24 protein-coding genes are annotated in these 26,901 nt (G+C 55.9%); 7 read left to right on the top strand and 17 right to left on the bottom strand.

Translation table 11 applies throughout. The annotated features are described in order from the left end of the window. Positions 1 to 54: 54 nt before the first annotated feature. From Q371_RS02010 to Q371_RS02025, 4 genes are all read right to left on the bottom strand, one after another. Positions 55 to 1,278, bottom strand: coding sequence for an extracellular solute-binding protein (locus tag Q371_RS02010; RefSeq protein ID WP_034335456.1), 1,224 nt, complete (start codon positions 1,276 to 1,278; stop codon positions 55 to 57). Positions 1,279 to 1,326: 48 nt separating this feature from the next. After that, a complete protein-coding gene (locus Q371_RS02015) occupies positions 1,327 to 2,298 on the bottom strand; it encodes a LacI family DNA-binding transcriptional regulator (protein WP_034335458.1) in 972 nt (323 codons plus the stop codon). 489 nt (positions 2,299 to 2,787) lie between these two features. Next, the gene (locus Q371_RS02020) at positions 2,788 to 3,369 is read right to left on the bottom strand and encodes an FMN-binding negative transcriptional regulator (protein ID WP_034335459.1); all 582 of its coding nucleotides are present in this window, start codon (positions 3,367 to 3,369) and stop codon (positions 2,788 to 2,790) included. 172 nt (positions 3,370 to 3,541) lie between these two features. Next, on the bottom strand, positions 3,542 to 4,519 hold the full coding sequence (locus Q371_RS02025; RefSeq protein ID WP_034335461.1) for a DNA-processing protein DprA: 978 nt from the start codon (positions 4,517 to 4,519) through the stop codon (positions 3,542 to 3,544). 176 nt (positions 4,520 to 4,695) lie between these two features. On the opposite strand from Q371_RS02025, the gene Q371_RS02030 reads away from it, so the two are divergent. Both Q371_RS02030 and Q371_RS02035 read left to right on the top strand, forming a co-directional pair. Further along, positions 4,696 to 5,064, top strand: coding sequence for an ArsR/SmtB family transcription factor (locus tag Q371_RS02030; RefSeq protein WP_034335464.1), 369 nt, complete (start codon positions 4,696 to 4,698; stop codon positions 5,062 to 5,064). Next, positions 5,061 to 5,576: an SRPBCC family protein gene (locus Q371_RS02035; protein WP_034335466.1), complete on the top strand. Its 516-nt coding sequence runs from the start codon at positions 5,061 to 5,063 to the stop codon at positions 5,574 to 5,576. Before Q371_RS02030 ends, Q371_RS02035 begins: the two co-directional genes overlap by 4 nt. A gap of 174 nt (positions 5,577 to 5,750) precedes the next feature. Here the strand turns inward: Q371_RS02035 and Q371_RS02040 are convergent, their stop codons facing one another. Continuing rightward, positions 5,751 to 6,740, bottom strand: coding sequence for an arabinan endo-1,5-alpha-L-arabinosidase (locus tag Q371_RS02040; protein ID WP_245618192.1), 990 nt, complete (start codon positions 6,738 to 6,740; stop codon positions 5,751 to 5,753). 594 nt (positions 6,741 to 7,334) lie between these two features. On the opposite strand from Q371_RS02040, the gene Q371_RS02045 reads away from it, so the two are divergent. The 4 genes from Q371_RS02045 to Q371_RS02060 all read left to right on the top strand — a co-directional run bounded on the left by Q371_RS02045 (position 7,335) and on the right by Q371_RS02060 (position 11,527). Next, positions 7,335 to 8,984 carry a polysaccharide biosynthesis tyrosine autokinase gene (locus Q371_RS02045; RefSeq protein WP_034335858.1) on the top strand — a complete coding sequence of 550 codons (1,650 nt, stop codon included), beginning with the start codon at positions 7,335 to 7,337 and terminating at the stop codon, positions 8,982 to 8,984. A 79-nt stretch (positions 8,985 to 9,063) separates the two neighbouring features. Beyond that, on the top strand, positions 9,064 to 9,543 hold the full coding sequence (locus Q371_RS27490; protein WP_034335468.1) for a hypothetical protein: 480 nt from the start codon (positions 9,064 to 9,066) through the stop codon (positions 9,541 to 9,543). Positions 9,544 to 9,689: 146 nt separating this feature from the next. After that, complete coding sequence (locus tag Q371_RS27495) at positions 9,690 to 10,247, top strand: tetratricopeptide repeat protein (RefSeq protein ID WP_034335470.1); 558 nt, start codon at positions 9,690 to 9,692, stop codon at positions 10,245 to 10,247. Continuing rightward, positions 10,244 to 11,527 carry an O-antigen ligase family protein gene (locus Q371_RS02060; protein WP_051963080.1) on the top strand — a complete coding sequence of 428 codons (1,284 nt, stop codon included), beginning with the start codon at positions 10,244 to 10,246 and terminating at the stop codon, positions 11,525 to 11,527. Before Q371_RS27495 ends, Q371_RS02060 begins: the two co-directional genes overlap by 4 nt. Positions 11,528 to 11,871: 344 nt before the next feature. Here the strand turns inward: Q371_RS02060 and wbaP are convergent, their stop codons facing one another. The 12 genes from wbaP to Q371_RS02125 all read right to left on the bottom strand — a co-directional run bounded on the left by wbaP (position 11,872) and on the right by Q371_RS02125 (position 26,049). Continuing rightward, a complete protein-coding gene (gene wbaP / locus Q371_RS02070; protein ID WP_169743772.1) occupies positions 11,872 to 13,308 on the bottom strand; it encodes an undecaprenyl-phosphate galactose phosphotransferase WbaP in 1,437 nt (478 codons plus the stop codon). 194 nt (positions 13,309 to 13,502) lie between these two features. After that, entirely contained in the window at positions 13,503 to 14,450 is a 948-nt protein-coding gene (locus Q371_RS02075; protein ID WP_034335473.1) for a GDP-L-fucose synthase family protein, read from the bottom strand. Further along, the gene (gene gmd, locus Q371_RS02080; RefSeq protein WP_034335476.1) at positions 14,447 to 15,496 is read right to left on the bottom strand and encodes a GDP-mannose 4,6-dehydratase; all 1,050 of its coding nucleotides are present in this window, start codon (positions 15,494 to 15,496) and stop codon (positions 14,447 to 14,449) included. Before gmd ends, Q371_RS02075 begins: the two co-directional genes overlap by 4 nt. Next, positions 15,493 to 16,779, bottom strand: coding sequence for a WcaI family glycosyltransferase (locus Q371_RS02085; RefSeq protein WP_051963082.1), 1,287 nt, complete (start codon positions 16,777 to 16,779; stop codon positions 15,493 to 15,495). Before Q371_RS02085 ends, gmd begins: the two co-directional genes overlap by 4 nt. After that, positions 16,748 to 17,341 (bottom strand): WcaF family extracellular polysaccharide biosynthesis acetyltransferase, encoded by a 594-nt coding sequence (locus Q371_RS02090; RefSeq protein ID WP_051963083.1) that lies wholly within the window; start codon positions 17,339 to 17,341, stop codon positions 16,748 to 16,750. Before Q371_RS02090 ends, Q371_RS02085 begins: the two co-directional genes overlap by 32 nt. Further along, complete coding sequence (locus tag Q371_RS02095) at positions 17,334 to 18,467, bottom strand: glycosyltransferase family 4 protein (protein WP_084571172.1); 1,134 nt, start codon at positions 18,465 to 18,467, stop codon at positions 17,334 to 17,336. Before Q371_RS02095 ends, Q371_RS02090 begins: the two co-directional genes overlap by 8 nt. After that, positions 18,464 to 19,828 carry a hypothetical protein gene (locus Q371_RS02100; protein WP_034335480.1) on the bottom strand — a complete coding sequence of 455 codons (1,365 nt, stop codon included), beginning with the start codon at positions 19,826 to 19,828 and terminating at the stop codon, positions 18,464 to 18,466. The genes Q371_RS02095 and Q371_RS02100 overlap by 4 nt, the downstream gene beginning before the upstream one ends. Continuing rightward, positions 19,825 to 21,033, bottom strand: a complete 1,209-nt coding sequence (locus Q371_RS02105) for a glycosyltransferase family 4 protein (protein WP_034335482.1) — start codon at positions 21,031 to 21,033, stop codon at positions 19,825 to 19,827. Before Q371_RS02105 ends, Q371_RS02100 begins: the two co-directional genes overlap by 4 nt. After that, positions 21,034 to 22,305, bottom strand: a complete 1,272-nt coding sequence (locus Q371_RS02110; protein ID WP_157442462.1) for a polysaccharide biosynthesis protein — start codon at positions 22,303 to 22,305, stop codon at positions 21,034 to 21,036. 46 nt (positions 22,306 to 22,351) lie between these two features. Continuing rightward, the gene (locus tag Q371_RS02115; protein ID WP_034335485.1) at positions 22,352 to 23,419 is read right to left on the bottom strand and encodes a glucose-1-phosphate thymidylyltransferase; all 1,068 of its coding nucleotides are present in this window, start codon (positions 23,417 to 23,419) and stop codon (positions 22,352 to 22,354) included. A gap of 127 nt (positions 23,420 to 23,546) precedes the next feature. Next, the gene (locus Q371_RS02120; RefSeq protein ID WP_034335487.1) at positions 23,547 to 24,626 is read right to left on the bottom strand and encodes a mannose-1-phosphate guanylyltransferase; all 1,080 of its coding nucleotides are present in this window, start codon (positions 24,624 to 24,626) and stop codon (positions 23,547 to 23,549) included. A gap of 25 nt (positions 24,627 to 24,651) precedes the next feature. Next, positions 24,652 to 26,049 carry a phosphoglucomutase/phosphomannomutase family protein gene (locus Q371_RS02125; RefSeq protein WP_051963084.1) on the bottom strand — a complete coding sequence of 466 codons (1,398 nt, stop codon included), beginning with the start codon at positions 26,047 to 26,049 and terminating at the stop codon, positions 24,652 to 24,654. 432 nt (positions 26,050 to 26,481) lie between these two features. Between Q371_RS02125 and Q371_RS27665 the strand changes: the two genes are divergently transcribed. After that, positions 26,482 to 26,775 carry a TolB-like translocation protein gene (locus Q371_RS27665; RefSeq protein WP_034335489.1) on the top strand — a complete coding sequence of 98 codons (294 nt, stop codon included), beginning with the start codon at positions 26,482 to 26,484 and terminating at the stop codon, positions 26,773 to 26,775. Positions 26,776 to 26,901 lie beyond the last annotated feature (126 nt).

A 26,901-nucleotide genomic window follows, 5' to 3' on the forward strand; every position in this document is an offset into this window, starting at 1 on the left:
TTTCTTCCCCTTTCATCTGGGGAGCAACGCGCAGCGTCAGGGGGCACGGTGGGTTTAGCGCTTCATCACCGCATTGAGGTCGGCCTGGGCTTTCTTAAGTGCCTCATCCACACTGGATTTGCCACTCATCACGGCTTGCAGGGCAGCATTCACCGGCGTCATCCAGTCGCCACCATACTGGCGGAAGTTGTAGCCGTAAACGTTGCCGTCGCTGGCACCCTGAAACACCACTTTGGCGTTCTGGGCTTCTTGGGTGGTCTTGTTGAAGTAGCTGTTGCCTTGCAGGCTGGTGCGGCTCGGGATGGCGAGGCCTTCGGTGAGGATGAACTGCTGGGTTTTCTCGCTGGTCAGTTGATCCAGCACCTTGAGGGCAGCGGCCTGATTTTTGGAGTCTTTGTTGACAGCCCAACCCACCGTAAAAATGAAGTTCCCGCGCTTTTTGGTTTTGTCGTTTTTGGGGATGGGTGCTGTGCCGTATTTCAGGTTGGGTGCACTGTCCCTCAGGAAGCCCGAGATCCAGGCCCCCTCGATGGCAGCCGCCACTTTTCCGGTTCCGAAGCAACCTCCAGACCAGCCCTGCGAGAGGTCGGAAGGCAGGATGGCGGTCTTGTCTTTGACCAGTCCGGTGTAAAAGTTGAAAGCTTCTTTGAATCGGGGATCGAGCAGGTTGCTGTTCCCTTTGGAATCAAATGTTTTCCATCCGGTGGCGAAAGCAAATGCCCCAAATCGGGCGAAATCGGCAGGCAAGCAGATGCCAGCATAATCGTTCCCGAGGGCTTTTTTGACTTTGCGCAGTTTGTCTGCAAAGGTGCTCCAGGTGTCATTTTCATTGGGGTAAGCGACATCGGCCTCATCGAAGAGGTCTTTGTTGAAGGTGATCGCAAGCGAGTTGAAGTCTTTGGCCACCGCATACACCTTGCCAGAGTCGGTGAAGGCTTTCACGAGGCTGGGCACAAAGGGTTTGGTGCTGATTTTGCCGTTCAGGGGCAAGAGTTTCCCGGTCTTGATGAATCCGGGGGCCACGAAGATGTCGATGTACATCAAATCTCCAGCGGTGCCACTGGACAGGGCGTTGGTCAGTGCAGCATTGAAGTCTCCCTGAAAGGGTTCAAAGACCGCCTTGATGTTGTCTTTGGCAAGGGCAGGGTTGACGATTTTGTTCAAAAGGTCATTGACGATGGCAACATCGGCACCTGCAAACCCGTTGAGCTTCACGACAGTTTGCGCACTGGCAGCACCAGCGAGCAGGGCAGTGACCAAAAGCAGACTTCTTCTCATGTTCTCTCCTCCTTGTTCAACTTGTTCAGGCCTTTTCAGGCTGAGCAATCAAACGGGTGAATCTGGTGGGGGTGCCGTGGTGCTCCCCATCTGGAGTTGCACCGGGACGTACACGCCCTGAGGGTCTTCCCCCTCAATGCCCGAGAGGGCCAGTTGCACCGCTTCGTGGGCGATGCGCGGAATGTCTTGTGCAATGGTGGTCAGGCGCAGTCCGGGAAAGGGAAAACCGTCGAATCCCAGCACCGACACCTGCTCTGGAACCTGCACCCCGAGGTCTTGCAGGGCACCGATGGCACCCATGGCCATTTCATCGCTGGCGGCAAACAGTGCGGTGAAACGGTGTCCTTGCTCCCAGGCTTTGCGGATGGCCCGGTAAGCATCGAGCGTGTTGAAGTGGCCTTCCAGATTGAGCTCTGGACTCAGGGGATGTCCAGCTTTGAGCAGGGTTTCGCAGAATCCATTGCGACGGTCGTCTGCAGCTTGACTGGGAATGTGGGTGCCCAGAAAGGCAAACCGCCGGTGCCCGAGTTTCAACAGGTGTTCTGCCGCGAGTTTTCCTCCGGTGTGGTCGTCGGGAACCACAAAGGCATGACCGGGTTCATGGCCGATCACCACCGCTGGAATCTGCTGGGACTTCAGGAAATCGAGGCGCTTGTGGGTGTGTTGTGCACTGAACAGCAATACCGCGTTGGGCAGGCGAATGTAACTGGAAAGGTCGTCGGAAAGCTCGATGAACTGGATCCCGAGCTCCTGGGTTTCTCTGGCCAGTGCACGCCAGATCAGGGCGAAGTACGGACTGATGCGGTTGTCTCCCTGCCCGATGGAAATGCCAATGGTGTATTTGGAACGCATGGACAATTCCCGTGCAGCAGGATCGGGGACAAAACCAAGGCGGTTCATGACATCCAGGACTTTTTCGCGGGTGTGGGCAGCCACGGTGGTTTTGCCGTTGATGACCCGACTCACGGTGCCTTTGGAGACACCGGAAACCCGTGCAATTTCGTCAATGGTGATTTTCATTCTTCCACCTTAGCCTTTGTTACCGGTTACAAAACATGGGAAAGGGAGACCACCTTGCCGAAGGATGGGTTGCATGCGTTGTAACCGGTTACAACATAGGTATAGCACCTTCTGAAAAACAGGTCAAGACCTCTTTCAAGATCTTTCAAACCTTCTTGATGCCCGCCCATGGGGTTTTGACCTCCCACAACTGCAAAGGGGACAAAAGTGAATCCGGTTCACCTCTGGTCCACAGGGGTTGATGAAAACAGCCAACGGGAGCCCACCCTGAACCCTGAATCAGGAAAAAATATCTTCCAGAACGGATCTTGTGATGGGCCAACCAACATCAAATCCGTATTCTGGAAGAGAGGAAAAAAGGTTGACTCGGGTTGAACGTTCCTCTGGATGAAGGTTGAATGCATTGATCCGTGAGATGGCAGTCTGATGCATCCTTCCCTCTCAATCATGTCTATCAGAGAGACAAACGCTTGTTCTGTGAAATCTTCATCAACTGTGGGACTTCATCAAGGCAGCAACATCTGCTCCACCTTCTTCTTGCAGACTATCCATCACCCTCTGGCGTTCCTCAAGGGTGCGGTTCTGACTGAGCTTGTACTTCCCTTCCAGACGCTCCAGAGGGATTTCAAACACCACCACCGCTCGGGCCATTTTCTGCAAAGCCTCTTCGGTCAGGTCGATGTCCCATGCAGGACTCCGGTGCTGCTCGTGAAAATGCACCAGCGTCCTGAGGTGATGGGAAATGGCTTCAGGATCCGTGATCTCTCGAAACGTGCCGTAAGCGTGCACAGCAGTGTAATTCCAGGTGGGCACCTGCCCTGTTTTTTCATACCATCCTGCCGAAACATAAGCATGGGGTCCCTGAAACAACACCATCACCTCTTGCCCGTCCAATTTGCTGTGCAGGTTCGCTCTGGCCACATGACCCGAGATTTTCCCCTCCTCCACCAGCACAGGCAGATGGGTCGCCATGAACGGTTCACGGCTGACCAGTGTGGCGAAATTGTGGGCCTGCATGAAACGCAACTGCTCTGCTGGATCGTCCTGTTTGAAGTAAGGGGGCCTGTACATGAAACCAGTATGGTCCTCTGGTGGTGCCCTTGACAGGACCATTGTGGCGGTTTTGAAGGGGACCACTTTTACAGGAGTTTGTCACAGCAGAGGGTGGGGGTTCTGTTGCTTGTTCAGGTGGGTTCACAGTTTACAGTGGACAGTTTACAGCAAGAAAATCTGTACAGGACACTCACACCAGAGCATCTGACGCAGCTTTTTTCCCTCGCATGCTGGCCTCGAAATGGGCATAATCCTGCTTGCCGTGCAGCAAGATGATTTTGCTGAGGTCCTCAGGAGGGATGTCCAGCAAAGTGGAGGCCTCTGGATGCTGTGAAAAGAGCAGGCGGTTCACGCCCACAGCCTCTTCCCTGCCCTCTTGCTGGTCGGTCTGGCTCAGGGCTGGCACTGCCACAGGACGACCATAACGCAGTGCTGCACGCACAGAATGCAGACTGGTGCCGTGGATGCCGCTCTGGACCATCAGGAGTCCGGTTCCGAAGGCCACCTGCAAGCGGTTTTGCTGGACCAGTTGATGGGTTTTGAACACCGTGCCGGGTGGAAACGGACTGACCCAGAGCCCCTGTTCCAGCACCTGCTGCCCGAGTTTGTGCAGAGCAGGAGAGAAGTCCTGATCGAAGCCTGCACTGTAGACTGCGATCACGTAAGCCCCTCGCTGAAGGGCGGTTTGCACTGCACGCTCACTGCACCCCGGAAAAAGACCCGAGGCCACCCCAAAACCAGCTTCTGTGAAGTGCTGGACAATGCGTTCGGTGGTGATTTCCCCGTGCCTTGAGGGGGTGCGGGTGCCCACCACGGTCATCAGGCTCTGGTCGTCGTACCAGTGGCCTTTGAGGTACAGCACAGGTGGAGCATCCGGGGTGTTTTTGAGGACCTCGGGGTAGTGGGGGTCTGCAAGGCTGACCACCTGCATGTTGAGGGTTTCGGCCTGACGTTGGATCTCTTGCACCTTGTCATTGGCGGTTTTCATGGCGGATGGGTCCTGCATGGCCCGGTACAGCCTGAGGTCCAGAAACCCGAGGTCTGCGAGGTCCTGACTCTGGTGGATGTGGGGGTATTGCAGGATTTTCTTGACGGTCTGCAAGCCCACACCCGGCAGGGACAGCAAGGTGAGGATTTTGAGGGTGACTTCGGAGATCCAGGCGGTCATGCTTCCATTTTGCCTGCCCGGAGGGGTCCGTGAACAGGAGCAACTTCAGGATTGAGAACCCAGAGCATTCCCGAGCATGGTGCTGGGGAAAACCGCACATTCCCTCTCAAGAATATTCCTTGACAGGAATATTCTTTTTATGGCATAATATCATCAAGCAAGAAAGGAGGATCCCCATGAACGCTGCGACATTCAGCGCTCTGGCCGAACCCCACCGCCTGCACATCGTGGAACTGCTGACCGAACACCCCCTCACGGTGGGTGAAATCGCCGAGCGTTTGCAGATCCGCCAACCGCAGGCCTCCAAACACCTGAAGGTGCTCAGCGATGCAGGCCTCATCGAGGTGGAAGCCATCGCCAACCGCCGGGTGTGCAGCCTCCGCCCCGAACCTTTTCAGGACATGGACGACTGGCTGAAACGCTACCGTCAACTCTGGGAAGACCGTTTTGACCGTCTGGACACCTATTTGCAAGAGCTTCAAAAGGAAAAAGACACTTCAACCCCCTCTCAGGACCCTGAGAAACCCTCTGGAGGCACCCCATGACCCAAACCCTGAATCCCCAAATTGAAAACGGCAAAGAACTCATCCTGCAACGCTTTTTCAAAGCCCCCCGTGCTCTGGTCTTCGAGGCTTTCACCACCGCTGAACACCTCAGCAAATGGTGGGGACCCAGAGGTTGGGACATCCCCTTCTGCACTGTGGACCTGCGTCCGGGCGGGAAATGGCATTACTGCATGAAATGTGCAGACAGGGATCAGGGACAGTTTTTCGGGATGGAATCTTGGGGACTGGCCATCTACGAGGAAATCATCGCTCCAGAGCGCCTCGTTTACACCGATTACTTCTCCGATGCAGAAGGCAACATCAACGAAAGCATGCCTTCCACCCTCTCTACGTTGAAGTTTGAAGAGGTCACTGGGGGGACCCTGGTGACCACCAGAGCTTCTTACCAGACCGAAGCTGCCCTCCAAACCGTCATGGACATGGGCATGGTGCAAGGCATCTCCCAGACGTGGGACCGTCTGGACGAGCATCTCATTGCATTGCAGAAATAAAAAATCAAAACATGCAAAAGGCGGCCACCAGAGCCGCCTTTTGCTGCACAGCAAGGTGATTGGATTTTGAATGTGATCTGAAGGGCCCTCAGGGTGTCATTTGCTGTGAACTGAAGACGGTGAACCTCTTCAAGAGAAAATGGCTGTTCAAAGCACACCAGGTGCTTTACAGCATCAAGGCACAGGCCAGTTTGCGCTGTCCCACCCGAGTTGACGGACCGCAAGTTTGGGTGCCCCTGCAGAATCGTAGTAATGGTGGGCAAAGTAATAGGTGGTGCCGTCCTGATAGGCATCTCCTCCACCCGGACCAAATGCGCCAGAGGTGCCCTGCAACAGCAAGGTACCTCCTCCCTGATCCAGACGCTTGCCGTTCTTGTCGGTGTATGGTCCGAACAGGCTGTTGGCCCGACCCACCACGGTTTTGTAGGTGCTGGAGGTGCCCTGACAGCAGGCATCCCACGACAGGAACAGGTAGTAGAAACCACCTCTTTTGGTGATGCTCGGGGCCTCCACAGGGTTGTTGGCCACACCCGGACGGGTTGCAAGGGTGGTGATGCTGCCTGTGAAAGTGGTCATGCTGCTCATTTTCTGGATTTTGATCCCGGAAAAAAACGATCCCCAGCTCATGTACCACCCATTGGTGCTGTCCCAGCCCACATCCGGGTCAATGGCATTGAAATCGGTTCCCTTGGAGGTTTTGATGGCCCCATGGTCGGTCCAACCAGAGACCGAACAGGGGTTGGTGGTGCTGGTCACCCCGATGGCAGAGTTGTTGGTTCCGAACTGGCTGGCTGCGTAGTAGAGGTAATACCGTTTGTCCGAACCGTTGTACACGATCTCGGGTGCCCACAGGTGTTTGATGCCGTAGGTTTTGGCCCATGCTGGCACGGGAATTTCTCCGAGGGTGGTCCAGCTTCCGCCGGGCCCTCCGCTGGAACGGTGCACCAGAATCCCTCCGGGGTTGGTGGTGTCCCTGAGGATGCCTGTGGAAAATCCACAATAGGTGGATCCCGCTTTGATCAGCACGGGATCGTGGAATCCGAGGTCTCCAGACATGCCCACTGCCGTCTGGGGTTCAAAGCCCATCTGGTGCAGAGCGAACTGGGAGTTGCAGGCAGAAAGCACAAGTCCAAGCAGGAGCAGGGTTGTGGTTTGGGGTTTCATGGTGGTCTCCTTTTGCAAATGCAGGTGGTCTACAATCCAGAGCAAACTCCGGTGCAGAGGAAAGCATGGAAACATGTGGCCATTCATGGTCCATGGCGTGATTTTGTTTTGTGAACGATAACATATTAAGGTGGACTTTCAGGATTGTCAAGCATGACATGAGCAAGAAAAATGTTGTTCCATAACAACATTTTCATTTTTCTTCAAAGACAACCTGCTTTGCGTTTTTCTTGAGGATACCGCACTTTCAGCTGTTAGCGATAACAATTCTTGATTTGGGCATCAGCATCACTCCAGTGGGCAACCCCGAGCCTCTACAGCCTTGCAGTCCCTGCCACAGAAAGCCTTTTGATGCTCCAACAGGATTGAAACTTAAAATTTTCACTTTTTCCAAAATTTTCTCTGTGGGTTTTCCATATTTCTCAAGAAAGAATTGATGGTCTGATCGGGCTTTTTTCCCTCTGATTTCCAAAGATAAAGACCAGAGTGATCAAAAACAACAAATCGGAAAGAAATTTAAGCTATACTTTTGGAAGTGGTGCACCGCCTGACCCTTTTGCCCCGGGCACAGTCCGTCACCCATGAGGAGCGTGAATGTCCCAATCGCCACAAGCCGTTGCACCCACCTCATCCAGAAACGTTGCCCACAATGAGCCTGACCTGGCACAGGTGACCCGGGTTCTTTTCAGGGGTTGGTGGATCATTGGACTGTCCGTCATGGTTTCCAGCAGCCTCGTTTACCTGTATTCCAACAGTTTGCCTCCCACCTATCAATCGGTGGGCAGTGTGATCGCTGTGCGTGGTGAGACCGGCAACAACATCATCAACAGCACACTGGTGACCGCACCTCCATTGCCTGCTGGTGCCGTGGATGAAGCCCTGCACACCCGGGTGGTGGTGGACAGCATGATCCGACGGGTGGAAGGCAGCAACCTGACCCCCACCCTCAAAAGGCAGGTCATTGCAGACCTGCAAAACGAACTCCGCCAGAATATCTACCGCCGCATCACCGTGGAAGCCAAAATCGACCAGCAACAAACCGGTGTTTACAAGATCACCGCCAGTGCAGAGACCCCCGAAGCGGCCTCCATCCTTTCTGGTGCTGCGGTACAGGCTTTGCTGGAATGGGATGTTCAACGGGCCACCGAACGCCTGATGAAATCCAAAGGCAGCCTTGAGAAGCAGCTCAGTGCACTTGACCTGACCCTTGCCCGTTCAGACAGAAATTCTCTGGAACGCCAGACTGCTTTCACGGCAAGGGCCAATGTGTTGCAAAGTCTGGCACAGGTGGCTGTGCTGGAAAATGCTTCCACAGGCACACTCACCTTGATGTCGCCCGGAGAGGTGCCCGTCCAGCCCAGCAATCCACGTCCTGTTCGGGATGCCCTGCTGACAGGTGCCCTGATGCTGCTGCTGAGTGGCGGTGCATTGTTGACGCTCGATGCCCTCCGCAGACGGGTGATGTCGGAAGAAGATCTGGTGGGGTTCGGGTTGCCTGTGGTGGGCAAATTGCCCCGAATCATGAGCAAGGACCTCAAGAAAGGCATGGTGGAAGCCACACGCTCTGGAGCGCTTTATGAAGCCAGCGGATTTTTGCGGGTCAACCTCATGTCGGTGCTGGAAACCTCCCGCGAAAAAACCCTGATTGTGTCCAGTGCCCGTTCCGGTGAAGGAAAAAGCAGTGTCAGTGCCTCTCTGGCAGAAGCTTTTGGAACGGCAGGGCAGAAAGTGCTGCTGATTGACATGGACCTGCACCGTCCCACCCAGCACAAACTCTGGGCCTCCCGCATGCAACGCACACGCCCCCTCCCCGGATCCACCGATCTGAACGACAAGCGCACCAACATTCAGGATGCCCTGCGTCATCCAGAGGGCGCTTTTGTTTTTCAGGTCAGTGAAAATGTGGATTTGCTGCCCGCTGGCCCGGCACAACGCTCGGCCAGCCACGTCACCAACCACCTGAAGCTGCACGACCTGCTGGACAGGTGGAGCAGCCAGTACGATCTGGTGATCCTCGACACCCCACCCATTCTGGCCCTCTCCGATGCGCTGACCCTCACCCGCAATGCTGCAGGCATCCTGATGGTGGTGGAAGCCCACGGAACCATGGTTCACAACGTGGAAACCGCCATCCGCAGCACCCGCACCGCCAACAGCAGGGTGCTGGGCTTTGTGCTCAACAAAGGCACCGAACGGGAAGACCAGTACTATTACTACCACAATTACCGTCCAGAGAAAACCTGATCCACACAACACTTTCACCTCCCCTGTCGCAAAAACCCGTGATGCATTCTCCCCTTCTGCATTGCCTGGAGGAGTCGATATGAACAAGAAGGCATGGTTGTTGTTGAGCAGCACTTCGATTGCCCTGGTGGCACCTCTGGCCGTGGCCCAGAAAGCCCAGAACCTGACCAGTGTCACAGGGATCCAGTTGCTGGTGGGGGTGGCCAAACTCAAAGGCATCACCCTCACAGACCTCCAGATGAAAGACCTGCTGGCCCAGCCTGCAGGCTCGACCGCCCAGACGCTTGCGGTGTTGTTGAAGGTGCCTCTCAGCACCATCAACAAGCTGGCCTCCAAAGGCGAGGCTCCGCTCACCGCTGGAGAGTTGACGGTTGCCTCTGTGGAGATTGCCACAGGAAAAGCCCTCACCCCAGAGCAGCAAAAGCAATTGACCGACGCGGTGAACAATGGCCAGGTGCAACCCATCACCAACCTCGAAGGGGCAAGCGACCTGATCACCAACCCGGAAGGCAATCCAGTGATCGATGCTTCTGGTGCAGGTGTCACACAAAAAGGCTGAACGCAAGATCCCCCCGGAAGGGTTTCGGGGGCTTTGGAGCATTTGACAGACAACCTCTGGTTGCTCCGTCAAAGCGGGAAGTTCTGAGACAAGAGGATTTTGATGGATCCTCTTGTTTCCTTGCTCAACACAGCATGGGGCAAAACATGACCATCTTCCTCAAACTGGCGGTCCCTGTGGCTTGCGGGCTTCTGGTGTTGCCCCTCTTTCAAGCTGCACAGCACGATTGGCAAAGCGACCTGCTCTTGCAAGCTGCAGAACGACAGACCGGGCAATTTGATTTTGACCTCGCCGCAGTGACCCTTCAGAAAGCCATTGACCTGCAGCCCAACAATGCTGCACTTCACCTGTCGCTGGCCAATGTCAGGCGCACCCTGTACAAATTCCGGCAAGAAAAACGCTGGCTTGTGCAAGCAGAAGCCAGTTACAGCAAAGCGGCCCAGCTGAACCCTGTGGATGCCCGCATCCACTACGAGTGGGCCTTGATGTACAGCTGGACCCAGAACCACCCAAAAGCCCTGCAGGTGTTGCAAAAAGCCCTGCAACTGGATCCCAACAACGGAGGCTACTGGTTGGAACAAGGACGGTATCTGGAACGACTGGGCAAAATCCGGGCAGCCAGAGCAGCCTATGCACAAAGCCAGCGCAAAACCCCCAATGGAGAAGCCAGAGCGGCACTTCTGCGCCTGAAGGAAACACCATGAGATGGATCTGCAGCGCTTCAGGGGTGTTGTGCATCCTCATGGCGATGGTCACCGTGACGGTGGCCCCTCTGGCCAACGGCAGCGTGTATCCCTGGGGAATGGCCCTGTGCACCTTTGCAGGTCTGCTGACCCTGATTCTGGGCACCCTGTGTTGGGCCACATTGCCTGCAGGGCACCACCCGTCACACAGGGCCAATGCCCTCTGGCTGATGGCGGTGGTTTTGTGTGGTGGATGGATCGGGGCCAGCACCCTCTGGGCCACAGAAACCACAGAAGCCAGTCGATACTGTCGGGTGTGGCTGGCTGGACTGGGGGCCGGGGTGGGCATTCACCTGACAGCTTTGCGTTACCGTCATGCCGGTCAATGGGTGCTGGGGGCCGTGGTTGCAGCAGGCACCACCAGTGTGGGGGCGGCTTACCTGCAAGATCAGGGAATTCCAGTGCCGCTCTTAAAACACATGGTGGGTGTTCCAGAGCAGTTTTTGACGGGCAGTTACTTTCATCCCAGCCATTACAGTGGTTATCTGGTGCTGGTGGCCGGAGTGGTCAGCAGCCTGCTGTTTTTTTCCAAAATCCACCTGCACACCCCGCTGCTGCTGATGGTGCTGCTGGGTGTGAACTGGGCCAACTTCCACACCGATGGCAGCAGCACCCCCGCAGTGGTGATGGCCTCTGGTCTTCCCTTGCTGTGGTGGTTGTGGCGGCACAACCGCTGGCTTGGGGTGGGACTGACCGCATTGATGCTTGCAGGAGGTGTTGCTGGTGCAGGGTTGCTCTTGAATGCACAGGGTGCTCCCACTTTTGAGGCCATCAAAACCCATTTTGGAATCCGAAGCCAGAGCTTCGAAGGCTTCTGGACCATCCGGCAGGCCGTCTGGGATTATGGGTGGCGCATGTTTCAGGATGCCCCTTACCTCGGGCATGGGGTGGGCCAGTTCGGGGTGATTTCTCCGATGTACCGGCTCAGCCATGAGACCAGTCCGGTGTATGTCCATGGTGGCTGGGTGAATTACGCCCACAATGACGTGTTGCAAATCCTCAGCGAGCTTGGACTGGTGGGACTGGGACTCTGGCTTGCCGTGTTGCTGCTTGCCATGGTGCACCGGATTCAGGTTTTTCAACTGGTCCTGCTCACCCCCCTGCTGATTTACCTGTTCACAGGCATTTACGACAGCCACCTGACCTCCATTCCCGGCACCATGGTGTCCTTTTATGCCGTGCTCGGCCTGGCAGCCCTGAAACCCCCACCTTCCAGCAGCCCTTCTGGCACTGATCCGTGACCCAAGCGGATTCACAAGGGTCCACAAGGATCCAAAAGGGTCCATTTGTGCCCACATTCCCCTTGTGGACGGAACACAGGTGTTTCTCTAGCGGATGTTTTTTGAGAGGGGAGGATGCGACTGAACCCTCCCCTCTCACTGATCAACGCAACAAAAGCCGAAACCCTGACCTCACCCCCTGAAAAGGGGGTTTTCCATGCCAGAGACACGATCACCTCTGGACCAAAAGCTCCCCCTTTGAAAGGCGTTCTGGTGCAGTTTCTGAATGGAAGCTTGATGGAATGCCTTTCCATGACCACAAAAAAGGGCAGGAAATCCTGCCCTTTCAGCATCTGTGGGACCGATCAATATGCCCCTTCTCGCAGCAGAACCACTTTCACGGTGCGCACCAGAATCACCACATCCAGCCAGATGCTCCAGTTGCGCACATAGTACGGGTCGTATCGGGCCATGCCTGCTGTGCCAGAGTCAGAACGACCGGAAACCTGCCAGAGTCCTGTCACCCCGGGGCGCACATCTTGACGGATCAATTGTGCCCGCTCTGGCAGGATTTTGTTGTGGTAAACGGTCAGTGGACGGGGCCCCACCAGCGACATGTCTCCAAGCAGCACATTGATCAGTTGTGGAAATTCATCCAGACTGGTGCGGCGCAAGAATCCACCCACCCGGGTGATGCGTGGGTCGTTTTTGAGTTTGAAGTCGACTTCCCACTCGGCACGCAAGGCGGGATCCTCCTGAAGGCGTTTTTGCAGGATGGCCTCTGCATTCAGGAACATGGTGCGAAATTTCCAGGTTTTGAAGATTTTGCCCCCCATTCCAATGCGTTCTTGCAAGAAGAGGGGATTCTGGCGGTCCTCCAGCCAGATGGTCAACCCGATCAGGAGGCAGAGCGGCATCCACAAAGGCAGGGTGACCACGATGGCGATCAGGTCAAATGCGCGTTTGAGCATCCTTGAGAACGGATCTTGCAGGTTGCGGGTGATTTCCAGACCCAGCACCCCTCCGAGATCACAGGTGATGGCCCACAAAGACTGCACATCGAAGAGGTCAGGGATGATCAGCACCTTGTGGTATTGCTTGAGTGAGCCCTCCAGCAGGTCGATGTTGCGTTCTCGGGGTGCTCCGGGCATGGCCAGAATGGCAATCGGGGCCCGGGCATCTTGATGGCTGGTGTCCCCGAGCACAGGAATCCCGTGAATGCTGGTGTGCCGGCAGCGGGGATCATCGTCAAAAAAGCCAATGGGACGGTAACCCATTCCCGGTTCAGCTTGCAGGGCTGCAGCCAGCATCTGTCCTGTTTTGGCCGCGCCATAAATCACCACAGGAACCCCCCAGAGGCCCATTTTGCCCAGCAACACCTTGGCAAGGTTGCGGGCGACCAACAACAGGGGCACCCCGAGGAACATCAAGAGCAGGTTGATGGCCCGCAAAACGTTGGGCTCTGTGAAGAAGTAAACCAGCAAGGTCAGCAGGGCAGCCAGCATGCCCAGTTCGGTGGTGAGGCGCAATTCTTGCACCACCCCTTTTCCCCAACCGGGGTAGAACTTCACCATCCATGCTCCGATGTACCAGAAGGTGAGCACCACCGCCAGAATGGCAGGGTTGTACGGGAAGGCACTGAAAGCCTGGGCACTCAGGGAAGCCAGAAAAAAGGCTGTGCCCCATGCCAGAGCATCGAACCCAGCCAGAACGAGGGTGTTGGTGGTCCGTCGGCCCACATAGAAGGCCGAGCGGGCAACCGTCATCGGATGGTGGTAACTCTGATGCTTATAGACCGTCATGAGAAATTTTACCATTGTTTTGATTTTTTGTACATATCAGTACTCAGATTTTTTCGCTTTGAAACGCCATTTTCGCTCATAAATTTAAAATTTGTTCATGAATTTTGCGGATCTGAAAAAAATCAGATCCGCAATTTCGAAATGTGTTATCATCTGAAAGGCACAGGCCCGGCAGACAGGTCAATACCCCCCTGTCAAACCCGGGCCTGTGCCCGATGGTTCACAAACCACTGCACCGAGTGCTGGATGCCTTCCTCCAGAGGCACCTTTGCGGACCATCCCAGGGCCTGAATTCTGGACACATCCAGCAACTTTCGAGGGGTGCCATCCGGACGGGTGGGATCGAAAACCAGTTGACCTTCAAAGCCCACCACCTTTTGGACCAAAACCGCCAGATCACGGATGCTGATGTCCTCTCCGGTGCCCACATTGATGGGGCCTGCAGCACTGAAACGCTCCATCAGAAACAGGCAGGCTTCGGCCAGATCATCCACATGCAAGAATTCCCTGCGTGGCGTGCCTGTGCCCCAGATTTCCACGTGGGGCAATTTTTTCTCTCTGGCTTCCACCATCTTGCGGATCAAAGCGGGAAGCACATGGCTGCCCAGCAGATCGTAATTGTCTTCTGGACCGTACAGGTTGGTGGGCATCGCACTGATGAAATCCCGTCCATGCTGGGTGCGGTAATGGTCGCACAGCTCAATGGCGGCAATCTTGGCCACCGCGTAAGCACGGTTGGTGGGTTCCAGAGGACCGGTCAGCAAAGCCTCCTCTTTGATCGGTTGCTCGGCCAGACGGGGGTAAATGCAACTGCTGCCCAGATTGAGCAGCTTTTTCACCCCCTGTTTGTGTGCGGCATGAATCACATTCAGGGCAATGCTGAGGTTGTCGTAGCTGAAATCTGCTGGGAAAGTGGAGTTGGCCAGAATGCCACCCACCCTTGCCGCAGCCAGAAACACGTATTCAGGCTGCTCTTGCTGAAAAAACAACTCCACCGCCTGCTGGTTCCGCAAATCCAGCTCCTGACTGGTGCGGGTGATCAGGTGAACATGGCCTTTTGCCCGCAAATGCCTCAGGATGGCCGATCCCACCATGCCCCGATGGCCTGCCACATAAATTCGGGCATCCAGTGGCAAAGTCATGCGTTCCCCACCCCTTTGAGGGCCACCTGATGACCGGCCTGCATGAGGGTTCTCTCCTGACGGGCCAGTTCCAGATCGCTCTCCACCATCTCGCGCACCAGTTCAGCGAAAGAGGTCCGGGGCTTCCAGTTGAGCTGTTCCATGGTCTCTCGGGCATCCCCGAGCAGGTAATCCACTTCGGCAGGGCGGAAATAGCGGGGGTCCACCTCCACATGGTCCTGATACCGCAAGCCAACCAGACCAAACGCGTGCTCTGCGAATTCCCGCACCGAGTACGCCTCACCTGTGGCAATCACATGGTCACGGGGGGTGTCTTGTTGCAGCATCAACCACATGGCCTCCACATAATCCCGGGCATGTCCCCAGTCCCGTTTGGCCTCCAGATTCCCCAGGTAGAGTTTCTTTTGCAGGCCCATTTTGATGCGCCCCACCGCCCGGGTGATTTTGCGGGTCACGAAAGTCTCACCGCGCCTCGGGCTTTCATGGTTGAACAGGATGCCGTTGCAGGCGAACAGGTCGTACGATTCCCGGTGGTTCACGGTCTGCCAGAAGGCATACACTTTGGCCACCGCATAAGGACTGCGGGGATGAAAAGGGGTGTGAAGGCCCTGAGGGGGTTTGGCTGCACCAAACATCTCCGAACTGGACGCCTGATAGTAACGCACCTTTTTGCCGGTGCGGTTGTTGTAATCCCGGATGGCTTCCAGCAAACGCAGTGCCCCCAGACCTGTCACATCGGCGGTGTATTCCATCTGGTCAAAAGAGACCTTCACATGGGACTGGGCTCCGAGGTTATACACCTCGTCCGGTTCGATGCGTTCCAGCAAGATGCGCAGTCCACTGGAATCCGACAGGTCCCCATAATGCAGGAACATTCTGGCCTCTGGATCGTGGGGATCGTCGTAGAGGTGGTCAATGCGGTCGGTGTTGAAGGTGCTGGCCCGACGGATGATGCCGTGCACCTCATACCCTTTGGCCAGCAACAATTCGGTGAGGTAAGAGCCGTCCTGTCCGGTGATGCCAGTGATCAGAGCAATGCGTTTCATTTTCGACCTCTCAGGATTTCTGCTGCCAGAGCGGCAGGGCGACGGGCTCGCAAACGGTTGTCCAGGTCGTTCAGGAAAGCATCCAGCACAGCGGTCTGGTCCAGATGCCGTTCGGCATACTTGCGTGCAGCAAGACCCTGTCTGGTGCGAAGTTCCACATCTCCGGCAAGGGTTTGAATGGCCTTTGCCAGTGCTGCAGCGTTTTCGGGTTCGGTGACCAGCCCACACTGGTGGTCCAGCAACACCTGTGCAAGGGTGGTCCCGGGATCGGCGGTGGCGATGGAAGACCGTCCAGCTGCCAGAATGTTGGTCAGTTTTGAGGGCATCACAATGTCTGCGGCTTCGCGTTTTTGCACCACCAGATGGATGTCTCCTGCGGCCAGCATCTCGGGGAGCACCTCCAGAGGCTGAACTGGCAGAAACAGGAAGTTCTGCAATCCGTGGGCTTCGACGGCAGACATCAGGCGGCGCTTCGAGACCCCCTCACCCACCATCACGAAACGCAGACCTGCGGGGTTTTCCAGTTGAAGGGCCGCTTCCACAATCAGGTCAAGCCCCTGTTTGTCTCCCATGTTTCCGGCGTACAGGACCACCGTTTCGTCTTCAGCGATGCCATGCCTCTGGCGAAAAGCGTTCATGCGTGGCATGGGTTTCACAAACGAGACATCCGACCAGTTGGGGAACACCATCAGGCGGTCTTCCGGCACCCCTTTGCTGATGATGCGGTCTTTCATGGCCGGGGTGATGGTGGAAACAAAGCTGGCCTGCTTGAGGAAAAACTCCTCCAGACGGAAAAGCAACCGTGAAAACAGACCCTGCCGGATGATGCCCAGTCGCACCGCTGCGTCCACTTGCAGGTCTTGCACATGCAACACCCACGGGGTGCGGGTGAACACCGAGTACAGCAGGGGTCCCAGAGAGGACAACAAGGAGGGGCAAACCGTGATCAGCACATCAGGCCTGCTGGATGAAAAGGCCCGCATCAGCCAGAAAGGCAAACTGTTCAGCACAAAGGAAGCCTCATACATCAGGCGGGTGCGTGAGGACATGCGCTCTGGTCCGGGAAGGTAAAGCGGGAACTGGTGGGTGGTGCTGTTTCCCTGCTGCAAAACCCCACGGCGGTTGGTGTGTCCGGCCCGGGGTTTCCACTCGGGATAGTGGGGCACCCCTGCAACCACGGTCACTTCACAGGTCCGGGCGAAGTGATCGGCCATCTCTGCACTGTATTTGGGCACCCCGGTGGAGGTGCGGTCAGTGGTGATGCTGTTGATCCAGATTTTCAAGGTCGATGCTCCTTTCTTGAATGAATTTCAGGGGGTTGCCCCCATAAACGCCCATGGGGGGCACGGTTTTGTGCACCACACTGCCCGGAGTGATGATGCTGTTGTGGCCCACCGTCACCCCCATCAGCACAATGCAGCGAGAGGTGACCCAGGCCCCGTCTTCGAGCACCACAGGTCGGGTGACCAGACCCATGGTTTTGCGGGTGTCATGGGATCCGGTGGTGATGAAAGTGCCCTGCGAAACCACACAATGTTTTCCAATGCGCACCTCATCCTGGTTGTGGATCCAGACGTCTTCACCGATCCAGCAATGGTCTCCGATGGCAAGCTTCCAGGGATATTTGACGCGCAACCTGCTGCGCAGCACCACCCCCTGCCCGATCTGCGCTCCGAACATCCTCAGGGCCAGAGCCCTCATGCGGGAAGAAAGCACCAGAGGGTTGTACAGGACAGCCATTTCCATGAAATACCACAACAGTTCGGTGATTTTGCTGCGGGTGCGAATGCCATCGGCATTGCCAGCACGGCTCAGGTCAATGCTTTTCAGGGCATGGTCATCCATGGACCACACTCCGGTAGACGGTGAGGAGTTTTTCTCCGATTTTGCGGCTGGAAAGCTCCTCCTGAACCAGACGGTGACCATTTTCAATGAGTTCGGCACGGCGTTTGACGTTGTGCATCAGGTCCAGAATCTGGGCCACCGCTTCCGGGTTGTTCTGCTGGATCAGCAGGGCTGCGTCATGGCGGATCAACATTTTGCGGATCTGCACCGTTTCACAGGCCACCACCACCCGACGGTGGGCAAAGGCTTCCAGCACCGTCATCGGAAAAGGTTCGTTCAGGGAAGGCAGCAGGTAAAAATCGGTCCAGGCCAAGTGCTCGGCCACCTGCTGCCGGTTGGCTGGACCACACACCTCGATCACCTTCTGCAATCCCAGAGCCTCTATTTTTTGCAAAGCTGCGGCCAGATCGCCCCCATCTGGTCCCACAATGCGTGCCCGCACCCGGTTGTCCTGCTTCCAGAGGCCCTCAATCAATTCAATGAAACGCAACACCCTTTTGCGGGGATGCAACCGGGCCAGAAACAGGAAATTGTACTCGGGCGTTTTTGGTGTGGAAGCTTGCGGACCCAGCTCAATGCCATTGGGCAATTCGTGCAGGTTCCCCCGGGTGTAATGCTGCAATTCTTTGCGTTCTTCCGCCTGCAGGTACAGCACTTTGCTGGCACGGCTCAGGATCGGAGCAATCACCAGACGGTCCAGCACCCGGGCAAACAAACCGGGTTTGCGCACCACCATGCCGTGGGTCTGGACCACAAAAGGTTTGCGGGCCAGCAGGCATTGCAGGGCCACCATCACCGGAACAAACTCCCGGGCAAAGTGGATGTGAACCACTTCACACTGCCGGACGGCGGAAAGGTTTTTCACCAGCAGTTCAAGGCTGACAATGCCCGTGAATTTGCGGGTGAGGGCCAAAGAACGGTAGTACTTCACCCCTTGCGCTTCCCGGGTGGTGTCCAGAGGGAGGTACTTGCGGTCTGCCACCTCCAGCACATTGGAGCACATCACCAGAGGCTCCAAGGGGGTGAGTTGCTGGAGGCTGTCGAGGTGCTGTCGGGCCACCGCCACCGGACCACCATAGTCGGTGGCAGGATAAAAAGAAGTGAGTGCCACGCCGATTTTCATCATTTCCTCCTCAGGGCCTTCGACCAGTGGAGCACCATCAGGTACACCGCATAGGTGAGTGGCAGGATGAAATACAGGTTTTTGATGTAAAAATCAAAGCCGTACCAGACCAGTCGGGGCAAACTGCACAGGGTGATGATGTAAATGGAAACGGTCAGGTACGTGGAAGACCGGAACAGCAGGTGGGTGAGTGCAAAAGCGGCCAGCACCACAGCGGCCACCAGAAACACCCCATACACCCCACCATTGAGCATGCCTTCACCAGAGATCAACAAACCGTTGTTGGTCTTGAGGGCCTGTGACACCAGCAATGAGCCCGGCGTGATGTCGTAAGGCAAGAAAAACGAGGGAATGGCATACAGCCAGGTGTTCAGCACGGTGTAGTGGTGTCCGGTGTTGTAAACGTACTGCACTGCGGCACATGCTGCATAAATCACGTCCTGCACGGTGCTGTAATTCAGAATGGAATTGAGCACATCCACAGAAAGGCTCGAAAGGTTGCTCCAGCCTTTTCCACGCACGGCACCAATCACAATGAACAGCACGCCGACCAGACCGGCAGAGGCCGCAAAAACCGTTCGCTGCACAGCGTTGAACTGTTGCAGACGGGCGTAATAGGCATACAGAATGAACAATCCCAGCAGTTCCACCCGGGCGTAATTGAGCAGGAACCACAAAGGAACAAACACAAGAGCCAGCTTCACCAGGGCAGGTTTGCGCCCAAAGATCAGGTAACAGTAAAACACCACCGCCAGCACATTCCAGGCATTGCCGGGCAGCAGGTTGGTCATGCCGGTGCCGTAGGCGTATCCGAGGTGCAGGTTGGGTTTGTAGATGAACGCAGAAAGCATGGCCAGCAGAGCAAAGACTTCAAGCACCAGAATGGGCATGCTCTGGCAGAACACAGCAAACCGCTCGATGGCACCCCGCTCAAACCGGGAAATCCGCGTGTTGAAGAACACCACCACCAGAGCCACCACAAAGTACAGGCGGTATGTGGACATCAGGATCAGCAGGCCATACCGGTCCACCATCCCGAAAAAGTTGTTGAAGTACGGGGCCACCTCCCCTTGCGGTGCATACAGGTGCAACGAAGACAGCGGCATGTAAAGCAGCACCATGCAAAACACCAGAGCGGTGATGCCATTGAAGATCAGGCTGTAGAGCAACACCAGGGTGGCACACCAGAACAAACCGGTTTTGATGGTCTCTGGCAACCACAATGGACCGTAAGCGAAAGACCAGCCCAGACCCAGCAGGGCGGCTGCCAGCGTGATGAAAAACAACAGGGTGCGAAACCGCAAACCGATGCTCACCCATTTGGAGGGCGGATTGTTTTCCCACACAGCAGGTGTATCCATCATGTCTTGCCCTCCTTTTTCAGTGCTTCGCAGGCCGCAACATGCAGTTTTTCAGCGTAATCCGATGTGGTGATCCGATGCCCCCAATTCGAAATGGCCTCAAAATCCATGCGATTTTGCTGGTACAGCATCTGGGCCTTGTGCAGGGCATCTGCCAGTTGTTCCACATCCCGAGGAGGGTAAGCATGACCCACAGGCAATGGGGCCTGCTCAATCAGATCGAAGGTGGCCCCGGCGGTACTGGCAGCCACCACATAACAGCCATAAGCCAGCGCTTCGTTGACCACCAGACCCCACACCTCACCCCATGACGGCATGATCAGCACATGGCTCTGCTGGTAGTGCTGGGCCGTTTCGGTTTCATTGCGGGTTGCGCCAGCATAGGTGATGTCCAGCTCTGGATGGTCTGCGATGAAATCCTTGACCAGTCCTTCCAGAGGACCGTAACCCACAATGGTCAGCGAAAAAGCCCCGGCCCAGGATCGGCCATGACGCTCAATCCCTTGCAGCATTTCACGGATGCCTTTGGCCTCGGTGAGCCGTCCCACATACAGCAAACGCAGCTTTCCGGAAGGCTTGGGCACAAAGGCCATGTGCTGGGTGTCCACCGAATTGGTTGCCACCGTGATGGAAGAAGCCGGAATCCCGAGGCTTTGCAGATAACGTGCAGAAAGGGTCCCATAGGTGATGAAGTGGCTGGCCCTGCCAAAAATCCAGCGTTTGAAGCGGTCCCCCCATCCCCCAGAGCGGCTGCTGTACTGGTGGCTGCCCCACCAGATCACCACCGGAATGCCCAGCCACTGGCAAGCCAGCAGGGCTTTCAGGTAGGAAAAGTTCTCGTAGCCGGAAATGATCACCACATCCGGACGCTGCCAGAAAATGTGCCGGAACACCCTCAGGTTGTAGTACATGATGGCATCGAAGCGGGGAAGGTCAAACGACCAGCCCTTCAGCACCTGAAATTTGAGGCCCTCCACCTGCACCATGTCCCAGATCCGGTTCTTTTCCCGCTGGGACAGCACGATGATGTCCAGAGCCACCTGGTTGGCAAGGTGTTTCCACACCGGGTAACGGTAAGGGGTCACCTGATTGGTCAGCAAGCACACCTTGAGGCGTCTCATGGACCCATCTCTGGCCTGCTCTGGGTTGGGGGTGGATTCTTTGGTGTGCCTGGCTTTCACATCAGAAAGAAAAGTTCGCTCTGCCATTCATTTCACCTTCCCGAGAAACAGGGAGTACCGCAAAAGGAGCATGGCGTTGATGCACAAACTGCTCACCATGGCCACAGCTGCGCCCAGCATCGAAAACTTCCAGACCAGAAACACCCCCACCGTCAGGTCAAACAAGGCAGAAAAAGTTCCGGTGTGCGAAGTGACCTCTCCCCGGCCTTCCAGCTTGAACAGGGCACCTGCCACGGTGATGATGCAGGTGAAAATGGGCAACAGGGACACGATGGAAAACACCACGCGGTTGGTCAGGGACTGGATGTCAAACAGGTCAAGGATCCACACCGAGCAGAGGTTCACGGCGACCACAGCACCAAGCACCCCCAGCAACCATCGCGAAATCATTTTGCGGGCAGCCACAGGTCGGTCTGTTGCAGCACTGAGCCGCTGAATGCCCACCACGTTGTAAGAGGTGATGATGTGGATCAACGGTTGCTGAAAAATCAGGATCACCCGGAGGTTCTCAATGTCCGTGAGGGTGTCCCCAAAGAAAGCCAGAAAGTAATAGTAGATGTTGGTGGGAATCCAGGAAAGCAAACTTCCCCAGTACACTTTTTTGAAGTATTGCAGGTTTTCCCGGTACTCCACAGGGGCATGCATCAGGGAGGCCGCATCAATGGACCACAACCGCACAATCCTCCAGCAACTGAAAAAATACACCCCCGCAGAAAGAACCAGCAGGTGTTCAATGCTGATGGCATTCCAGAAGACCAGAGCGGCCCCAACCGCCACAAAACCCACAATGGACAGCATCAGGGTTTGCGTCAGAAACCTCTGGACCTGCGGCAGCATGAGGGTGAGGCGCGACCAGAAACAAAAGCTCAGGTAAAAAAACGAACTGACCGCATCCAGCGCAAGCACCCCCAGAGGGATGTCTGGAAACAGGGTCTGGAAGCACAGCACCTTCAAAATGCACAGCACACCGAGCAAAAGGGCGAGGGTGCGGTACTGCCGGGTCACCTCCTGGACACGCTGCACAGGGGACATGCTGGACACCCGAATGATGGAATGCTCCAGACTGAAGGCGTTGGCAATCCCGAAAACCAGCCATGCAAAGGATGTGAGCAGGGCGAGATGACCGGCTTCACCCGGATGTCCGAATTTTTTCAACAGCAGAATGCTGAGGAAGTTGGGCAGCACAATGGCCACCTGATTCAACAGGGGATTGAGGCGGTGCACTTTGCTGTGCAGGTTCCTGAAAGGGTTCGTCCGTGAAATTTTTCCTTCAGGAGGGGCTCCCCGGCCTGTTCGCATGTCATGTGAGGGTTGAAGGGCTGGATCTGGCTGCATGTCTGGAACCTCACATCAATGGAATGGTGACCTGACTGGCATCTGCCACAATGAAACGTGCCGCATGGGGCCTTTCACGGATGCTGTTCAGTTGTGCTTTGAGCCCAATGATGCTGTGTGAGATCCGGCAATCGATGCTGTCGATGGTGGCCTCATCGTTGACCACACTGAATTCGATTTCAGAGTGCTGGATGGACACCCCTTCTCCAATGGAGGTGTAGGGACCGATGTAGGCGTGGGAAATGCGGGTGTTTTTGCCGATCAGCACCGGGCCACGGATGATCGAATCGCTGATTTCAGCCCCCTCTTCCACCACCACCCGGCCTTCCAGCACACTGTTTTGCACCTTGCCGTGAATGGACCGGGCCTGGGTTTCCAGCACCAGACGGTTGGCGTCCAGCAGGTCTTCGGGACGTCCGGTGTCCTTCCACCAGCCTTCCACCCGTTGACCCACCACGTTGCCCCGGGCAGCCATCAAGCCCCGGATGGCGTCGGTGATTTCGTATTCACCCCGGGCACCCGGCTTCAGGGCATGCAGGTGCTCCATCATGCAGTTGCGGAAAAAGTACATTCCGGCCACCGCAAGGTTGCTCTCGGGGACCTCTGGTTTCTCCTGAAGGTCCTGAATCCTGCCCTCAGGATCAAGCCGGGCCACCCCGAAAGCAGACGGGTTGTCCACCTCTTTGAGGGCAATCCATGCATCTGCTCCAGAGTGCAAAAAAGCCTCCCGGTAAGCAGCAATGCCATGCTCAAAAAGGTTGTCTCCGAGGTACACACAGAAATCATCTTGACCCACAAAATCCGCAGCGGTCCGGACGGCATGCCCGAGCCCCAGTTGCTCGTGCTGCAATATGAAGGTGATGTCGGCTCCGGGCTGGTTCTTCAGGGCTTTTGTGATGTCGGGCAGGGTCTGGGCGGAAACCACGATGCCAATGTCCGTGATGCCTGCCTCCATCAGGTTGTCGATGGCGTACTGGATGATGGTTTTGTTGGCAACCTTCAAAACAGGTTTGGGTCTGGAATAGGTGAGGGGGCGAAGTCGGGTGCCGAGTCCAGCAGCGGGAATGATCGCTTTCATGGTGTTCCTCCCGAGGGGTGAGCTGTTCACCCCGAGTGCGAAATGGCCACTTGAATCCATCCAGAAATGAAACCCCTGACCTGCTGGCCTGAAGCCAGCAGGAAGAACAAACCTTTGAAATGCCTGTTCAGGCAAATCGCAGCAGCTCGGGATGTCCCTTGATTTGCTGAACCACTTTTTTGATGTCCTGGGTGCGGTCTTTGCGCACCACCAGGGTGACTTCACTGGTGCGAACCACCACCAGGTCTTCCAGTCCAATGGTCACAATCAGGTCGTCCCCACTGGTGGTGTACAGGATCGCTCCGCCGGTATCAAGGCCCACATGGCGACCCACCGCCACATTTGGAGAGTCGTTCCTGAGCAGGCGTTCCAGAGCATTCCAATCTCCCAAATCGTCCCAGCCAAAATCCGCCGGGATCACCATGATGGATCTGGAACGTTCCATCACCGCATAGTCGATGCTGATTTTTTGAAGGGTGGGAAAGACCTCGCGCAACCTGCCACGGACCTGCATGGCCTGCTCCATCTGGTGAAACAGCTCGGGTTGATGTCGGGCATACTCTTTCAGCAGGGTTTGCACCGAGCAAATGAACATTCCACTGTTCCAGGCGTAATTTCCCGTTTGCAGGAAAGCGGTTGCCGTGTCCACATCTGGCTTCTCGGCGAAGCGGCGCACCTCAAAAGCCCGGTGGTGCTCCAGAGCAAGGGTTTCGGCTCCTTTTTCAATGTACCCATAGCCAGTGGAAGGGTACCCCGGGGTGATGCCCACCGTGACAATCACCTGCTGGCGCAGCGCAAGTTCGATGGCATCCTGAATCAGGCGTTGAAATGCCGCTTCATCCTGAACCTTCTGGTCGGATGGAAAGATGCCCAGCACTGCATCGGGTTGGTGACGGGCAATGGTCAGGGCCGCAAAAAGCACCGCAGGGGCAGTGTCCCGGGCCACAGGTTCGACCAGCAGGTTTTCCACCGGAAGCTCTGGAAGTTGCTCCAGCACCAGCGTGCGGTGGTCGTTGCAGGTCACCACAAACAGGTTCTCTGGTGTGCCACAGGTGTGCTGCAAGCGCCGCACAGTGGCCTGCAACAGGCTTTCCTGTCCTCCGTCAAGGGTCAGAAACTGCTTGGGTTTGGCTTTTCTGGAGAGGGGCCAGAAACGCTCACCGCTGCCTCCGGCCAGGACCACTGGAACAAAAGGGTTCTCTTGCATGGATTCCTCCTCACGAGACTCGGGTTCATGACTGCATCAAAGCACGGGCACTTTGCAGAAGGTCTTGAACTTCGGTGCTTGTGGGGGCTTCACAATACACGCGCAGCACAGGTTCAGTTCCAGAGGATCGCACCATCAACCAGGCGTGGCCTTCGAGGTGCCATTTGGTGCCATCCCGGGACTCCACATGGAGCACAGAACGGCCCAGAAATGAAGGGTTTTGCAGCAACCTGGCCACTGCCTCAAGGGCAGCTTCCTGCGTGGGAAGGTGCAGGTCCAGGCGGTCGTAAGCGTGGTGGATGCCGGTGAAGGCTTCCAGTTCCGCAAAAAGGGCAGGGAGGCTTTTTCCAGAGTGAGCCACCGCTTCCAGCAAGAGCAAGGCATTCAGGATGCCGTCCCGCTCGGGAAGGTGGTCTGGCATGCCCAGACCTCCAGATTCTTCGCCGCCGATCAGCACATCCCCTTTGAGCATTTCTTCGGTGATGTACTTGAAGCCGATGGGGGTGGTGGTGACTTCCAGATCCAGTTTTTCGCACAGGACATCCAGCAAAGCCGAAACCGAAACGGTCTTGATGACCCGTCCGCGCGATCCGCGATCATGCAGGTGCTTGAGGAGCACGGCAAAGATCTGGTGGGAGTTGAAAAAATGTCCTCCGGCCACCACTGCACCAATGCGGTCTGCATCTCCGTCGGTCACTGCAGCAAAGGTGAGTCCTTTTTCCTGTTGCATGACCTCACACAGGGGTTGGAGGTTTTGTGGAATGGGCTCGGGACAAACACCATAAAACATGGGGTTCGGTTCAGGGTGCACCTCCTGAAAATCAATGTGATCCAGACCAGCATGCTGCAGGAAATCCCGGATCCATCCGCATCCTGCACCTCCCATGCTGTCATGAAAGAACCGCAAAGGGCGATGCTTGAGCAGACCCAGGTCCAGCACCTGCATCAGGTGGTCAAAATAGGCCCTCTGGATGTCGAAGGTGTGAATCGGGTGACGACCGGCATCAAACACAGCCGGAACAGTGCCCAGATGGTTCTCCACTTCTTGCACCATCTGTGGGGTGGCGCTTCCTCCATGGCTGCCTTTGAGTTTGAAGCCACAGTACTGGGGGGGGTTGTGGGACGCGGTGATCATCACGCCACCCACCGCTCCAAAGCGTTTCACCGCATAAGAGAGGGCAGGGGTGGGAAGGTACTGCCCGGACAGGTGCACCGTCAGGCCATTGGCCGACAGGACTTCTGCACAGGCCTGTGCAAAATTCCGGGCCATGAAACGGGTGTCGTAACCCACCACCACAGGTGCACCCTCTGGATGGTGTGCTCTGATGTGACTGGCATAGGCCTGAGAGGCCCGCCTCACATTTTCGAATGTGAAGTTTTCGGCGATGACATCTCTCCATCCATCTGTGCCAAACCTGACCATCTCCGTCAGTATAAGTGAAAGAATTTTATTTGTGTTGCAAAAATGTCACATCATCATTCCAAAAACACCGATCCAGAGCATTCCTAAGAGACAATTTTTTCTGATCAGATTTTTGTAAAATATTTTTTATTCTTTTCAGACAATAAATTTTTGCTTCGAAGTGAACCTGCCAACCCCGCAAAACACAAGCCTTGCAAGCCCAGAAAACAGTACTCTGAAAGGAACAGCTGCTCAAGCCTTGCAAGCAGCGTTTCTTCAGAAAACAGTTGAAACCCCTGTTCAAATGCATACAGGGGTTTCAAAGGTCCTGTTCGTCTTTGTGGTGGTCTGGCTCTGGTGGCGCAGTGCGCATCCAGTACGCAAAAACAACCACCATCACCAGCACCACTCCGGCCACAATCCACCACATTTTTTGCTCCTGTTGTTGGCAGTATGCCACATCTTTGGTTGAAGGTCATCTCAGAAGAAGCCTTCCCTGCCCGAACCCTGAACTTTCTGGCATGGGCCTCCGTGTGTTCACCTGTTGATTTCGATGAACTGGTCGGTGACGGTCTGGACCATCTGGTCTTGCTTGACCTGCAAGGAGCACAGGCCGCTCTGGAGGTGCTGCTTTCACATGGCACCTCATGGCACACGCAGGAAAGCCACTGCCACCCGACCTTCAGTTGGGATGGAAAACGCATCCTGTACGCTTCCGAACAGGGGGAAGGGTGCAACTGTACCTGACCGAACTGGACTGAAATCATGGACCACAAACCAGTGTGTCCTGAGATGATTTTGCCGAATCATGACCATTGAGCATGTCGCCGGTTCTCTGGCGGCATGTTGCCATCAGGGTAAGCCTAAAGTCGC

Source organism: Deinococcus misasensis DSM 22328 (assembly GCF_000745915.1).
GTDB classification, from domain to species: domain Bacteria; phylum Deinococcota; class Deinococci; order Deinococcales; family Deinococcaceae; genus Deinococcus_C; species Deinococcus_C misasensis.